This is a genomic window from Pandoraea captiosa (genome assembly GCF_902459775.1).
In the GTDB taxonomy this organism is placed as follows: domain Bacteria; phylum Pseudomonadota; class Gammaproteobacteria; order Burkholderiales; family Burkholderiaceae; genus Pandoraea; species Pandoraea captiosa.
In genome coordinates this window covers 21,013-32,729 of the sequence record NZ_CABPSQ010000001.1, presented here as the reverse complement: position 1 = coordinate 32,729, position 11,717 = coordinate 21,013, and the positions used below count along the sequence as shown (strand labels likewise).

21 protein-coding genes and 1 other RNA gene are annotated in these 11,717 nt (G+C 61.7%); 21 read left to right on the top strand and 1 reads right to left on the bottom strand.

Annotated elements, in window-relative coordinates; all coding sequences use genetic code 11:
* Positions 1-250 precede the first annotated feature (250 nt).
* Entirely contained in the window at positions 251-658 is a 408-nt protein-coding gene (locus tag PCA31118_RS00225) for a MerR family transcriptional regulator (protein WP_174990280.1), read from the bottom strand.
* Positions 659-906: 248 nt separating this feature from the next.
* Between PCA31118_RS00225 and PCA31118_RS00220 the strand changes: the two genes are divergently transcribed.
* The 21 genes from PCA31118_RS00220 to PCA31118_RS00120 all read left to right on the top strand — a co-directional run bounded on the left by PCA31118_RS00220 (position 907) and on the right by PCA31118_RS00120 (position 11,714).
* Positions 907-1,197, top strand: coding sequence for a helix-turn-helix domain-containing protein (locus PCA31118_RS00220; protein WP_150621936.1), 291 nt, complete (start codon positions 907-909; stop codon positions 1,195-1,197).
* 62 nt (positions 1,198-1,259) lie between these two features.
* Positions 1,260-1,790 (top strand): hypothetical protein, encoded by a 531-nt coding sequence (locus PCA31118_RS00215; protein ID WP_150621934.1) that lies wholly within the window; start codon positions 1,260-1,262, stop codon positions 1,788-1,790.
* On the top strand, positions 1,787-3,916 hold the full coding sequence (locus tag PCA31118_RS00210; protein WP_150621932.1) for a Mu transposase C-terminal domain-containing protein: 2,130 nt from the start codon (positions 1,787-1,789) through the stop codon (positions 3,914-3,916). Before PCA31118_RS00215 ends, PCA31118_RS00210 begins: the two co-directional genes overlap by 4 nt.
* A gap of 50 nt (positions 3,917-3,966) precedes the next feature.
* Complete coding sequence (locus PCA31118_RS00205; protein ID WP_246189990.1) at positions 3,967-4,710, top strand: AAA family ATPase; 744 nt, start codon at positions 3,967-3,969, stop codon at positions 4,708-4,710.
* Between the two features lie 10 nt (positions 4,711-4,720).
* A complete protein-coding gene (locus PCA31118_RS00200; protein ID WP_150621930.1) occupies positions 4,721-5,353 on the top strand; it encodes a hypothetical protein in 633 nt (210 codons plus the stop codon).
* Positions 5,340-5,678 (top strand): XRE family transcriptional regulator, encoded by a 339-nt coding sequence (locus PCA31118_RS00195; RefSeq protein ID WP_150621929.1) that lies wholly within the window; start codon positions 5,340-5,342, stop codon positions 5,676-5,678. The genes PCA31118_RS00200 and PCA31118_RS00195 overlap by 14 nt, the downstream gene beginning before the upstream one ends.
* On the top strand, positions 5,671-5,982 hold the full coding sequence (locus PCA31118_RS00190; protein WP_150621927.1) for a WbqC family protein: 312 nt from the start codon (positions 5,671-5,673) through the stop codon (positions 5,980-5,982). The genes PCA31118_RS00195 and PCA31118_RS00190 overlap by 8 nt, the downstream gene beginning before the upstream one ends.
* Positions 5,983-5,993: 11 nt before the next feature.
* Positions 5,994-6,470 (top strand): hypothetical protein, encoded by a 477-nt coding sequence (locus tag PCA31118_RS00185; protein WP_150621925.1) that lies wholly within the window; start codon positions 5,994-5,996, stop codon positions 6,468-6,470.
* Positions 6,463-6,879 carry a hypothetical protein gene (locus PCA31118_RS00180; RefSeq protein ID WP_150621923.1) on the top strand — a complete coding sequence of 139 codons (417 nt, stop codon included), beginning with the start codon at positions 6,463-6,465 and terminating at the stop codon, positions 6,877-6,879. The genes PCA31118_RS00185 and PCA31118_RS00180 overlap by 8 nt, the downstream gene beginning before the upstream one ends.
* Positions 6,854-7,465, top strand: coding sequence for a DUF3164 family protein (locus PCA31118_RS00175; RefSeq protein WP_150621921.1), 612 nt, complete (start codon positions 6,854-6,856; stop codon positions 7,463-7,465). The genes PCA31118_RS00180 and PCA31118_RS00175 overlap by 26 nt, the downstream gene beginning before the upstream one ends.
* Before the next feature lie 268 nt (positions 7,466-7,733).
* Positions 7,734-7,796: hammerhead ribozyme type II (locus PCA31118_RS00170), an RNA gene on the top strand.
* A gap of 149 nt (positions 7,797-7,945) precedes the next feature.
* The gene (locus tag PCA31118_RS00165; RefSeq protein WP_246189989.1) at positions 7,946-8,326 is read left to right on the top strand and encodes a gp16 family protein; all 381 of its coding nucleotides are present in this window, start codon (positions 7,946-7,948) and stop codon (positions 8,324-8,326) included.
* Positions 8,326-8,763, top strand: coding sequence for a Mor transcription activator family protein (locus PCA31118_RS00160; RefSeq protein ID WP_150621917.1), 438 nt, complete (start codon positions 8,326-8,328; stop codon positions 8,761-8,763). The genes PCA31118_RS00165 and PCA31118_RS00160 overlap by 1 nt, the downstream gene beginning before the upstream one ends.
* Positions 8,764-8,857: 94 nt before the next feature.
* Positions 8,858-9,277, top strand: coding sequence for a hypothetical protein (locus PCA31118_RS00155; protein ID WP_150621915.1), 420 nt, complete (start codon positions 8,858-8,860; stop codon positions 9,275-9,277).
* A gap of 131 nt (positions 9,278-9,408) precedes the next feature.
* Positions 9,409-9,930, top strand: coding sequence for a glycoside hydrolase family 24 protein (locus PCA31118_RS00150; RefSeq protein WP_150621913.1), 522 nt, complete (start codon positions 9,409-9,411; stop codon positions 9,928-9,930).
* Positions 9,931-9,939: 9 nt separating this feature from the next.
* On the top strand, positions 9,940-10,125 hold the full coding sequence (locus PCA31118_RS00145) for a hypothetical protein (RefSeq protein WP_150621911.1): 186 nt from the start codon (positions 9,940-9,942) through the stop codon (positions 10,123-10,125).
* An 89-nt stretch (positions 10,126-10,214) separates the two neighbouring features.
* Positions 10,215-10,355 (top strand): hypothetical protein, encoded by a 141-nt coding sequence (locus tag PCA31118_RS27235; protein WP_246189988.1) that lies wholly within the window; start codon positions 10,215-10,217, stop codon positions 10,353-10,355.
* Positions 10,355-10,954: a hypothetical protein gene (locus PCA31118_RS00135; protein WP_150621909.1), complete on the top strand. Its 600-nt coding sequence runs from the start codon at positions 10,355-10,357 to the stop codon at positions 10,952-10,954. The genes PCA31118_RS27235 and PCA31118_RS00135 overlap by 1 nt, the downstream gene beginning before the upstream one ends.
* Before the next feature lie 7 nt (positions 10,955-10,961).
* Positions 10,962-11,204, top strand: coding sequence for a TraR/DksA family transcriptional regulator (locus PCA31118_RS00130; RefSeq protein WP_150621907.1), 243 nt, complete (start codon positions 10,962-10,964; stop codon positions 11,202-11,204).
* Entirely contained in the window at positions 11,188-11,490 is a 303-nt protein-coding gene (locus tag PCA31118_RS00125) for a hypothetical protein (RefSeq protein WP_150621905.1), read from the top strand. Before PCA31118_RS00130 ends, PCA31118_RS00125 begins: the two co-directional genes overlap by 17 nt.
* Positions 11,487-11,714, top strand: coding sequence for a hypothetical protein (locus PCA31118_RS00120; protein WP_150621903.1), 228 nt, complete (start codon positions 11,487-11,489; stop codon positions 11,712-11,714). The genes PCA31118_RS00125 and PCA31118_RS00120 overlap by 4 nt, the downstream gene beginning before the upstream one ends.
* Positions 11,715-11,717 lie beyond the last annotated feature (3 nt).

Genomic DNA, 11,717 nt, shown 5'->3' with positions numbered 1-11,717 from the left:
TTTTTGGCACGACATTGAGAAAAAAGCCCCCGATTCTTAGCAACATGCTGGCAGAAGGACGGCTCGTTCGCGGCGACGGGCGGAAATTTGGCCGGATCGACCACTCCCACCGTCGCAAGCCCCCGGACGGACTGGGATTCCCTTAGAGCATCGTCCAGCAAGCGCTTGAGGGCTATCTTGGTAGCCTCTTCCTGGTGCAATGCTGATGCTCTGCCATAGCAAAGCGCCAGCTTACTAGCAAACTTCGATCTTATGCGGCGAGAGCGCGAAGCATCCGCGCCATTTCATCTGGGTTTGCCCCTTTGGCAAGATAGTCGTACAGGACCGCAACGATGTCCGCCTTCCTCGCAGGAGGAAGGTCTATGGCTTTCTGCTGCAGCCACTCTTCCAGCGCCGCAGAAGCGACTCGGAGCAAGTCCACGTCGACAGCCGCCGGCCCAGGTCTTTTAACTTCGCCAAGCTTTGCGCCCTTGGCAACACCATCGGGATTCCAGTACGTCTCAGGAATCCGATACATCCGTCGCACCCCTCCAAGCCCTTTTCTCTCCTCGAAGTACCAGCCCTCGGCAGATGCGCGCGCCAGTATTGCTGGCTTGGACGTAGGTAGGCCGGGTAGGCCAAGCGCCGCAATCTCTTTCGCGGAGTAAAGCTTCCTCACCGAACACTCTCGCATCGATTAGTGTTTCGAAAGAAAAACACTTTAGTGTCGCAATTTTTCGCCATATTTTTCATATTAATCAATGACATATTAGAAATTCACGGGGCGAAAAAAGAATTCACAAGTGTTTCGTTCGAAATCATGCTTTACAAAACACTTCAATTCACTTAGCATTCGTTAAAACTGACCTTCGGGACTAACAACGCCTCAAAAAATCGGCCTTGGCCGGTTGGGGTAACGGAGCAGCAATGACGACCGATGCGCGCCAGGGATGGCACAAAGAGGACATCAAAGCGGCAATTCGCAAGCGCGGAATCACCATGAACGACCTCGCGAAGCAACACGAACTGCCCACTTCCAACATCCGCAACGCACTTGTTCGCCCCGTGTATTCGGGCGAAGTGGCAATTAGCAAGTTCCTCGGGGTGCCCGCTCATGAGCTGTGGCCCGATCGCTGGACGTCCGACGGCCGCCGCATTCGACCCCGTTACGCCCATAAGTATATCGGTACCGCCACGGCGGACAACGTTAAAGCGTAGGCAATCCGCTACAAAACGCTTGCCACTTCACTTCACTTAATCCCCCCCTTGAGGAGCTGCTCATGGCAAACAAACGACAGCGCGCCGAGACGTCGAGCGTCGACGTTCGCCAGCTCGCGCTGAATTTCGAGGTGTTCGCAGTCGAGACGCCGACCGGTATCGTGGCCGTCCAGGGCGAGAACCGCTTCGACGCGGCTATTCGGCAGGCCCTAGTCGTGATGCTGGAGACCGCATTCCAGCAAGGCCAGTCGCGCGACCGCGTAGCCGACCAAATTGGCGAGTTGCTGGGCCGGCCGGTATCGAAAGCAAATCTCGACCTTTGGACAGCACCGAGTCAGGCAGATCGCCGGATTCCGGTGGATGCCTTGCTCGCCATCATGACCGTTTGTCAGAACGTAGGGCCGCTCGAATGGATGGCGCACCTGTTTAAGCGCCGTCTGCTGACCGAGGATGAGGCCCTTTGTGCTGAGTTGGGTGCCATGGCCGTCCTAGACCGGCACATCAAGGCGAAGCAGAAAGCGATTGAAGGAAAAATGGACGAGAAGGTGCTTGGCGCCGTCATGCACCGCATTAAGAAGGCGTCCCCCCAATGAGCGCCGTCCTTAAATCTCACTACACGGCCGCTGAGTTGCTGGCGTTGAAGCTGTCCGGTTTACCTACGTCAAAGGCTGCTTTGATTGCTAAAGCGGATCGGGAGTGCTGGCCATACCTCGTGACGACTGGCGTCGGTGGAACGCGACGAGAATATGCCCCACCGGTGTCCGTTGTCGAGTCCATCCGCGTAAAGCTGACAGAGGAACTGGTGCGTTCCGGCTTGCCCGCGAAGGTCGTTCGCCGGGAGGAACAGATGCCTCTGATCGAGACCGACGAGCAGGCGCTCAAGGCTGATGCGCGAAAAGGCGTCCTGAACGCGCTTGAACTCCTTATGAACCGCTCCGGCTACCCCATGAAGAAGGCCGCGACGGTCCTCTTGGACACTGCGCGCGTCGGCACCGCAAGCGAACAACTCGTCGCCATGCTCAAGATGGCGCGGGACGAGCGCGGTCGAAAGAGCCCGGACGGATTGCCGAGCGTTCGTAGCGTGCTTCGTTTCGTCGAATACGAGCGAGCTGGCATGTTGGCTCCAAAGCGCCGCGAGCGCGACATGGCAGTGCCGCAATGGGCTCCCTTCTTCATGGGCTTTTATCAGCGCCCTGAGAAGCCGACCGTCGAGCATGCGTACAGCCTGTTTCGTCGCGACTGGCTTGACTCGCATCCCACCATGGATTTGCCGAGCATTTGGCAAGTACGCCGATTTTTACAGAAGGTCGGTACTGTGTCGCGCGAAATCGGGCGTATGGGCGAGCGCGAACTGAAGACGCTCAAACCTTTCATCCGGCGCGGCTTCGAGCATCTACTGCCGGGCGACATTTACAGCGCGGACGGCCACACGTTCGATGCCGAGGTGCAGCACCCTTTGCACGGCCGCCCGTTTCGGCCTGAAATCACGACCGTTGTCGACATCGCCACCCGCCGCGTGGTCGGCTGGTCGGTCGGGCTGGCCGAGTCTGCGCTGGCAGTGCTCGACGCGCTGCGCTATGCGTGCCTCAACGGCGGGATCTGTGCCGTTTTCTATGTGGATAACGGCTCCGGCTACAAGAACGAGATGATGACTGACGTGGCCACCGGTTTCATGGGCCGCCTCGGTATCGAGATGGTAAATAGCCTGCCGTACAACTCGCAAGCGCGCGGCGTGATCGAAAAGCTACACCAGACCATCTGGGTGAAGGCTGCTAAGGAACTGCCCGGCTACATCGGCCACGACATGGATCGTGAGGCGAAGCTACTGACGTTCAAGTTGTCCCGCAGAGCGATTGCTAGGCCAGGCGAAGTGATGACGATGCCGCTGATGGCTTGGTCGGTGTTCGTGGCCTTTTGCGAGCAGAAGGTGGCCGAGTACAACAATCGTCCCCATCGCAGCCTGCCCAAGCTCACCGATCCGCAGACCGGGCGCCGTCGCCACATGACACCCAACGAAAAGTGGGCGCAGCACGTCGCGCAAGGTTTCGAGCCCCATCGCGTGGCCGACGACGAAGCCCGTCCGCTGTTCCGCCCGCAGGTGCTGCGCACGGTGCGCCGCTGCGAGCTGGAGGTGTTCGGCAACCGGTATTTTGCCCGCGCCCTGGAAGAGTTCCACGGCACCCAACTGCGCGTCGGCTATGACATCCACGACCCGCAGATCGTGTGGGTGTACGACGAGGACGGCCGGTTCCTCTGCACCGCCGAGCTGGATGCCAACAAGCGCGACTACATGCCGAAGTCAGTCATCGAGCGCGCCCGCGAGAAGCGTGCCGCCGGCCGCGAGAAACGCCTGGAAGCCAAGCTGGTTGAGGTGCGCGAAGAGTTGCGCGGCGCCCCCGTGCTGGAGCACAGCGACACCGTCACCATCCCCGGCTTCATGACGATCAACCGCGAGCAGCTCGCCCAGCGGGCGCGTGAAGTCAAGGCCAGCGAGCCGGTGTCAATGGTCGCGCCACGCCCGGTGGCGGAGGTGATGCCCGCGCCAATCACGGAAACGACGGCCTGGGGCGTGCCCACCACGCCGGAAGCGCGTTGGGCCGAATGGCTGCGCCTGAATCAACTGAACGAGGAGGAAATCGACGACGAGAAAGCAAGGAAATGGCGGCACACCTATCAGGCGACCGCCGAATTTCGGACTTACCAACGGAAAACCGCATAACGATGCCGCACCGCTGCAACGGCAAGGCACCCACAACAAGAGGAACCTGAATGATGACGCAACAACAACCGATGGTCAATCGCGTGGCCCACATCGCCAACCTCGACCTGGTCGCCGTGGCGGCCGAAAAGCTGCTGTCCCGCGTGGACGGGCTGCCCGGCATCGGCGTGATGTACGGTGAGGCCGGCCGGGGCAAGACCATCGCGTGCAGTGCGCTCGCCAACCAGACGCGCGGCTACTACGTGCAGATGCGCAGCGCCTGGAGTCGCAAGACGCTGCTGGAAAAAATCCTGTTCGAGATGGGCATCAAGCCGGCCGGCACCATCCCGTACCTGCTCGACCAGGTGTGCGAGCAACTGGCCGCCAGCCGCCGGCCGCTCATCGTCGACGAGTTCGACTTCTGCCTGCGCTCCGATAGCCTGATCGAGCTGGTGCGCGACATCTACGAAGGCAGCCAGGGCACGCTGCTGCTGGTCGGCGAAGAGACGATCCCGCAGAAGCTCAAGCGCTGGGAGCGTTTCCACAGCCGCGTGATGGCCTGGATTCCAGCGCTGCCGGTGTCGGTGGCCGATGCGCGTAAGCTCGCGCCGATCTACAGCCCGCAAGTGAGCATTGCCGAAGACCTGTTGGCGCACGTGGTCGAGCTGGCGCACGGTTCCGTCCGACGGGTTTGCGTGAACCTGACGCGCATCCACGAAGAGGCCATGATCCTGGCCGAGTCCGAGATGACGCTGGCCAAGTGGGGCGAGCGCGACCTTTACACCGGCGACGCGCCCAAGCGGCGCACTGCGTAAGGGGACGAGCATGGCGAAACACCCCAATCGACGCCCGGTAGAGATGGAAATGGTCGGCGGCAAAGGCTCGCGCCAGCGCATCTGGGAAACGATCCGCACGCTGCGCGACGGTTTCACCCGCTATACGCTGTCGCGCCGCGCCAAGGTCGACGATGCTACTGCGCGGACCTATCTACTGTCGCTGGAGAAAGGCGGCTTCATCGCCCAGGCCAACGACGCCGGCCGCTGCGAAGAAAAGCACTACCGGCTCGTCAAGGACTGCGGGCTGGAAGCGCCCCGGCTCAATCGCGCCGGTGAGCCGGTCACCCAAGGCCGGGGGCAGGAGCAGATGTGGCGCACGATGCGCATCCTCGGCGCGGACTTCACCTACCTGGAGTTGGCCGGGTTCGCGTCAACGGCGGACGCCGAAGTGTCGCCCACCGCCGCCCGGGACTATTTGAAGCATCTCGCGAAGGCGGGCTATGTCCTGGTCGTCAGCAAAGGCCAGGGACGCGGCAAAGGCGGTATTCCGAGCCGTTACCGCTTGGCGCCGGGCAAATACACCGGGCCGCGTCCGCCGATGGTGCAGCGAACCAAGGCCCTGTACGACCCGAACCTGGGCAAGGTGGTGTGGCATGAGGAGATCAACGATGACGATCTCTGAGCCGCGCTGGCTCGTACTGCTGCGTGCCGAGGCCGGGCGGACCAGCATCCAGGCCGTCGCGACGCGCATCGGCTACTCGCGCACCGGCGTCAGTTTGGTGCTCGCCGGCAAGTACCCCGGCAAGACCGATCGCATTGCGAAGGCTGCGTTACAGGCATTGGAAGAGGCCGTCGACTGCCCGTATCTCGGTCAGCCGCTGGCCGGCCACGAGTGCCGCGCCAACGCCATGGCCAAGACCCCAACGCACAACCCGATGAAATTGTCGCTCTGGCGAGCTTGCCAGCAGTGCATCCATAACCCGAAATTTGGAGGCAGCAATGCTTAACGTTCAACCTCAAATCGCACAGGCGCCCCGTCCTCGAATCAACGAGGAAATGATGCGCGGCGCCATGCGCATCGCCCTGACCATCGAACAGTTGACGCAGGAAGGCTTTGTGGTCATCGGTATCGAGTACTCGGGCGGCGCGAAGCCCACCGTCCAGGTGCAAACGTGCCCCCTGTGCCGCGCGCTAGTCGAGCGCGGCGAGGCGACGTACTACCGCAGCGGCCGAGGTGAGCGCGGCCACTACCGCACAGGCCAATTTCAGCGCAACGGGTGCCGTGTGCTGTGGACCGAGCAAGGCCACTGACGGGAGGCGCAATGAAAGTCAAATGTCCTGCCTGCGGAGCGGTCGCCAGCCTCGATGCTCTGATCGGGCACGACGGCGCGCGCGAAGCCGTATTGACCGCTCTCCAGATGCCCGCACCGCTCGCGAAGCTGCTGATCCAGTACGTGGGCCTGTTCCGACCGGCTACGCGGGAACTGTCATTCGACCGGCTCGCCAAGCTGCTCGGTGAACTGCTGCCCGACGTCAATGCACAGCGCATCGAACGCGGTGGCCAGGTGTTCGATGCGCCGATCGAAGCATGGATCGAGGCGTTGGGTCAGGTGCTGGCCGCGCGCGAGTCGGGGCGGCTCAAAGTGCCGCTGAAAAGTCACGGCTATCTCTACGAGGTACTGGCGGGGACGCGCGTCTCGTCGACCTCGGTGATGACGGCGGAGCCGCCGACCGCTCCACGCCAAATGGGCAAGGTCGCTGCCGGCCTGGCGGCACTTGAGCAATTCAAGCATGGCTAACGATCTCGCGTGGCTGCGCGCCGAAGTCGGTACGGGTCTGCAAAAGCTGGTCCTGCTGCGCCTGCCGGGCGCGCCGTCGGCCGAGCTGCTTGCAGCGACCGCTGCGGTGTGGCTTGAAGCGCTGGAGAGCATGCCCGTGGCATGGGACGAAGCGGCAGACGCACTGCGCGTGCGCGGTGGCTTTACGCGATTGCTCCGCACGATCGATCGCTGGCCCGCGCCGATCCATCTGATTGCACAGCTCGGTAATCGCGACCCGCCGAAGCGGTTGCCTGCCCCATCGATGACGGCAGAGGAGAAGGCTCGAAACAGCGAACGCATGGCCCAGGTTAAGGCCGTGATCGGCAAGAAGGTTATCGGAAACCGTAGCAAAGAGGACTCATATGAACGCGATTCCCGCAGGGTATAAAAAGGACACGAAGGGGCGACTGATCCCCGTGGAGGCAATTAAGCCCATCGACATGGCTCGTGACGAGCTGGTGCTGGAGATTGTCGAAAAGGCGCGTGCGCAAAGCGCAAGTCTCTCGGCATTCAAGGCCAAGGTATTTGACGACATTGGCGCTTTCGTCCAACTGTCGGCCGAACGCTATGGCGCCAAGGTCGGTGGCCAGAAAGGCAACATAACGCTCGTGAGCTTCGACGGTCGCTACAAGGTCATTCGCGCGAACCAGGACACGCTCACCTTCGACGAAGGGCTGCAAGCGGCCAAAGCGCTTATCGATGAGTGCGTACATGAGTGGACCGAGGGCGCGCGCAGCGAGATTCGCGCGCTGATTAACGACGCGTTTAACGTCGATCGGGAAGGCAACATCTCCACCGGCCGCATTCTCAGCCTGCGTCGTCTGGACATTACCGACGCGAAGTGGAAGCGCGCCATGGATGCGCTCAACGACTCGGTGCGAGTGCAATGCTCGAAGAGCTATGTCCGCGTGTATGAGCGCGTGGGCGACACCGACAAGTACGAGCCTATTCCGCTTGATGTTTCGGGAGCCTGACATGGCGACACGGAAACCCGGCCGGAGCAAGCCTGTTTGTGTTCTTCAGATTGGATACATCGCGCTCGTCATCGATGCTGACAAGGGTATGCAGGTGATGCGGCTTCTTGGTGAGTCCGTCCTTTGTGAGCGTGAATTCTCAGTCAGGAAGGAGACATATGTTGTCACCAAGCCGCCTGAACTGAGCATAAGGATCATCGACGCCGACAGTGTGAGAGCGGCCACGAATAACGACGCGAAGGGTTTGCTCATCGAGTAGCAGTTCCGCATGCGAAACCGCCGCGAGGCGGTCTGCCCGGCGTGGTGGTCGGGTACTGATGAGCAGCCGAGGAGAACGCATGCCGTTGAACAAAGATCAATTGGAACGCCTGGAACGCGCGCTGCAAGTGCCGTTCGGGCGTGTAGAGGTGCCTTTGTTTTTGGATGCCGCAAAGACCTGCGCCGGATGATAGGGAGCAAACGATGATCTCACGCGCGACGATGGCGAAGATCCACATTGCACGCCAGCAGCTCGGCATGGACGACGGTAGCTACCGCGCGATGCTCCGATCAGTCGGTGGCGTGGAAAGCTCAAAAGACCTGACGCCCATGGGCGCGGCAAAGGTGCTTCGTCACCTGGAACGCTGCGGCTTTGTACCGAAGCCGAGCCACGGGCGGCGACCGGTCGTGGCTCGGGGCCGCGATCGCCAGATGCGCAAGATCGAGGCCCTGCTCGCGGAAGCGGGGCGGCCGTGGACGTACCTGGCTGGCATGGTGAAGCGCATCTGCAAGGTCGATGCCATCGAGTTCTGCGACGAGGGAATGCTGGCCAAGCTGATCGCCGCACTCCAGATCGACGCGAAGCGCAACGGGAGAGCCTGATGAAACTCGAGAACGTGACGCATCTGTTGCCCGAAGCCGCACAGACCATCGTGCGCGTGGTTGGCCTGGTCGGGGCTGCCCGCTTAATTGAGCAGCTCGGCGGCACGACGTTTCCGGTCGCGCTGCGAAAGTCCCGCCTGGGCGAAATCCGATACGAGATGCTGGCCGAAGTGGTCGGCACAGAAGCGGCCGACGCTATGACCGAGCACTTCGGCGGCGATACGCTTTACATCCCACGATGCACGCAAGCGATGCGTGAGCTGATGCACCGTGAGATTCGCCGGGAGTTCGACCGGCTCACCGGCGACGGCACATCGGCGCTTCAGGCGGTAGCACGCCTGGCTGTCAAATTCAAGCTGGCGGACCGAACCATTTGGCGCGTACTGAAACGCCCTGACGCCGAGGCGATGTCGGTCGGCCAAACGTCTCTGTTCTAAGAGGAATCGTTAATTTAACGGTTCCTCATTACTGGTGACAGCAGTGCGCGCCCTGTGTAGCATCATGATTCAATCGAGATCAACGGGGAGCATTATGAAGCGCGCGCTGTTGTGCATGTTGGCCGTGATTGCCGTGGCGGCGTGCGGCAAGTCCGAGCAGGCAGTCCCGAAGTCGCTGGCCGACGCAAATCTGGAGGGGCGGCAATGGAACGAAGACGACTTCAGACTGGCCGCACACGTTTCAATGAAACAGGCCGCAGACCTACAACCTGTCTTTGTTGATTACTGGAAGCGAGGCGACGCGACAGGGGCGGTTAACGCCAGCGATCCGCTGCTGGTCACTCTGCAGGCATGGAACGATCAACATGATTCACGATATGCCGAACGATTCCGTCCCTGCAAACTCGCTGTATCGTATGCGATGGAGCAGGCTATCGCGACCTATCACGGGTACGGATTCGATACCGCAACGTCACGTTTCGAGGAGAACCGTAAAGCCTGCCTCGCACTCTAACGATGCGGTAGCATACTGAACGACCCCGCCCCGGCGGGGTTTGTTGTTTCTACTGACACGTATCCACTCAAGCCTCGCGCGCGCCGCCAATAAAGTCGAGCCATCGATTCATCACTCTGACGGGGTGTGCGGTGGCACGAATTTCCGAAGCAAAGGCAGGCGGCAAGCAGGTCATCGCGTTTCTTGACACGATCGCCGTTGCGGAGATCGGGGACTGGCTGCTGGCCCACAGCGACGACGGGTACAACATCCTCGTCGGCTCGACGCCGCCGCAGCGTACCAAGACCGGGATCGTTCCCGCAAACCTGATGGTGTTCGAGGGCTACACAGCGCATCCGAACATCTACCACGCCGCAACGGACTCCACTGCCGCCGGCCGCTATCAACTGCTCGGCAAGTACTACCCGCCGTATGCTAAGCAGCTCGGCCTGAAAGACTTCTCGCCCGAGTCGCAAGACGCGATTGCCATTCAGCAGATCAAGGAGTGCCGCGCGTTGCCGTTGATTCAGGCTGGCCACTTCGCCATGGCGGTGAAGCTCTGTGCGCGCATCTGGGCATCGTTCCCCGGCAACACCTACGACCAGCACCCAAAGTCCATCGAGTTCCTGACCCAGGTATTCAAGGACAAGGGCGGCCAGGTCGCCGTCGGATAAGGAGCGCGCATGCGTCGCCTGATCCTGCCCATTCTCGCCGCCGTCACGCGCTCGATCACCAGCTTGTGCCCGATGCGTCAAGCGGCCATCAAGTCCCATATCACGCACCCCGCCGCATCGAGCGTCGGGCCGTCGGGTGTGCGCGCGGCGAAGCGAGCTGCCGCCAAGCGGCGTAACCGTCGCCGGAGCCGATGATGACGTGGCGCGATCTTGTAACCGGCGTCGACGGTCGGCTTTCACACACGAAGCTCTGGCCAAACATCGCGTCGGCCGTGGCTACCGGCATGTTCATCTACCAGGGTGTCAAGGGCACGCTCACTAACGACACCTGGCTTATCTATCTCGGTTGCGTCGGCGGCTACTCGGCAGTCATTACTGCCATCGTGGCGCGCGGTGGCCGTGTTGCCAAAGAGGGTTCCGAGTGATGGAGACAATCGACAAATACGCCAAGGTGCTCGTGGGCATCGTGGGCCTGGTGCTGTACGCGGCGAGTCTGACGATGGCCTACGAGCACGGTTTGACCGTCGCCCAGGCCAAGGGCGACAGGGCGCTGTCTGAGTTGCAGCGCCAACAGGCCCAGGCTTCTGTGTCCGCGCTGAGCGGCACCTTCCAGGGGTACGTCGCCAACGTCGCCCGTGGCCAGCAGGCCGAAGGCAAGTTTGTCCTCGCGGTGTCCGCGAGCGATACGCAGAAGTCCATTCTGAAAGGAGCTATCGATGCAGTCAGCCAGCCACGCCATGAGCGGCAACCGGTCGCCAGTGATCGCATTGAGTATCGCTGCGTGTTTTCTAACGGCTTTGTCCGGCTGTGGAACGCCGCAGCCGGTCTCGACGCCGGTCATGGCGGTCTGCCGGATTCCGCCCCTGTCGCCGGCACTGAGCACGATTCCGGCGAAGACGCCGCCATTGACAGCGGGGTATCACAAGCCGACCTCCTCGACTGGTTCGTCGACTACAGCAACCGCGCCCGGCACGTCGAAAGCCAACTGAATGGCGTGATCGACGCCTACCCGAACGAGGAGTAATCGGCGCATGGATGACTTTGATCGCGCGACCGAGCTGGAGGAGAAGTTTCGCCAGGCGGCAATCGATGCAACGTTGACGCCACGCACATACAAGCCGGGCGAGTCGACGGCAGTCTGCCAGAACGAAGCGTGTGGGGAGCCGATCCCGGACGCGCGGCGTAAGGCGATACCCGGTTGCCGGTTCTGCGTCGAGTGTCAAAACCGACGCGAGCGTGCCATCGAGCGGAGGCGACATGCAGGCATCCTTTGACGGTGCGACTCTCGTGATCGCGTTGGTGACGGCCTTGTGGGGCATCTGCACCACGCTCGTTGTCGCCCACGCCAAGCGAATGCGCGACGACGCGAGACGCGATCGTGAGGCGCTCGAAGAACTTCAGCGGGCACTCGCGAAGTTTCGGGAGCAGGTCGCAAAAGAGTGCGTGAGCCGTGACGAAGTGAAGGATGACCGACAGGCTACACGAGAGGCCATCGTGCGCCTGGAAGCGAAAGTGGACGACCTCCGAAACCTACTCGTTCAAGCGAACGTAAAACAATGACCGACAAAACCAACGTGATCAGCGGTACGAAGGCTCCCGAATCGGAGGAACTGGCACTGCTGCGCAAGATCGACAGCAACGTCGACGAACTGCGCGCCGGCATCAAGGATGCGCAGCGGCTGGCCGCGCGTAACGGCGCCGTGGCCGGCGCGATCGCAGGCGCGGCGAGCGGCGGCATTGTCGCGCTCGGCATCGCTTTCGCCCGCGCAAAGCTCGGTATCTGACCC

Coding starts and splice junctions, on each gene's coding strand:
- PCA31118_RS00220 (WP_150621936.1), top strand. CDS start 907: ATGACGACCGATGCGCGCCAGGGATGGCACAAAGAGGACATCAAAGCG.
- PCA31118_RS00215 (WP_150621934.1), top strand. CDS start 1,260: ATGGCAAACAAACGACAGCGCGCCGAGACGTCGAGCGTCGACGTTCGC.
- PCA31118_RS00210 (WP_150621932.1), top strand. CDS start 1,787: ATGAGCGCCGTCCTTAAATCTCACTACACGGCCGCTGAGTTGCTGGCG.
- PCA31118_RS00205 (WP_246189990.1), top strand. CDS start 3,967: ATGATGACGCAACAACAACCGATGGTCAATCGCGTGGCCCACATCGCC.
- PCA31118_RS00200 (WP_150621930.1), top strand. CDS start 4,721: ATGGCGAAACACCCCAATCGACGCCCGGTAGAGATGGAAATGGTCGGC.
- PCA31118_RS00195 (WP_150621929.1), top strand. CDS start 5,340: ATGACGATCTCTGAGCCGCGCTGGCTCGTACTGCTGCGTGCCGAGGCC.
- PCA31118_RS00190 (WP_150621927.1), top strand. CDS start 5,671: ATGCTTAACGTTCAACCTCAAATCGCACAGGCGCCCCGTCCTCGAATC.
- PCA31118_RS00185 (WP_150621925.1), top strand. CDS start 5,994: ATGAAAGTCAAATGTCCTGCCTGCGGAGCGGTCGCCAGCCTCGATGCT.
- PCA31118_RS00180 (WP_150621923.1), top strand. CDS start 6,463: ATGGCTAACGATCTCGCGTGGCTGCGCGCCGAAGTCGGTACGGGTCTG.
- PCA31118_RS00175 (WP_150621921.1), top strand. CDS start 6,854: ATGAACGCGATTCCCGCAGGGTATAAAAAGGACACGAAGGGGCGACTG.
- PCA31118_RS00165 (WP_246189989.1), top strand. CDS start 7,946: ATGGCGAAGATCCACATTGCACGCCAGCAGCTCGGCATGGACGACGGT.
- PCA31118_RS00160 (WP_150621917.1), top strand. CDS start 8,326: ATGAAACTCGAGAACGTGACGCATCTGTTGCCCGAAGCCGCACAGACC.
- PCA31118_RS00155 (WP_150621915.1), top strand. CDS start 8,858: ATGAAGCGCGCGCTGTTGTGCATGTTGGCCGTGATTGCCGTGGCGGCG.
- PCA31118_RS00145 (WP_150621911.1), top strand. CDS start 9,940: ATGCGTCGCCTGATCCTGCCCATTCTCGCCGCCGTCACGCGCTCGATC.
- PCA31118_RS27235 (WP_246189988.1), top strand. CDS start 10,215: ATGTTCATCTACCAGGGTGTCAAGGGCACGCTCACTAACGACACCTGG.
- PCA31118_RS00135 (WP_150621909.1), top strand. CDS start 10,355: ATGGAGACAATCGACAAATACGCCAAGGTGCTCGTGGGCATCGTGGGC.
- PCA31118_RS00130 (WP_150621907.1), top strand. CDS start 10,962: ATGGATGACTTTGATCGCGCGACCGAGCTGGAGGAGAAGTTTCGCCAG.
- PCA31118_RS00125 (WP_150621905.1), top strand. CDS start 11,188: ATGCAGGCATCCTTTGACGGTGCGACTCTCGTGATCGCGTTGGTGACG.
- PCA31118_RS00120 (WP_150621903.1), top strand. CDS start 11,487: ATGACCGACAAAACCAACGTGATCAGCGGTACGAAGGCTCCCGAATCG.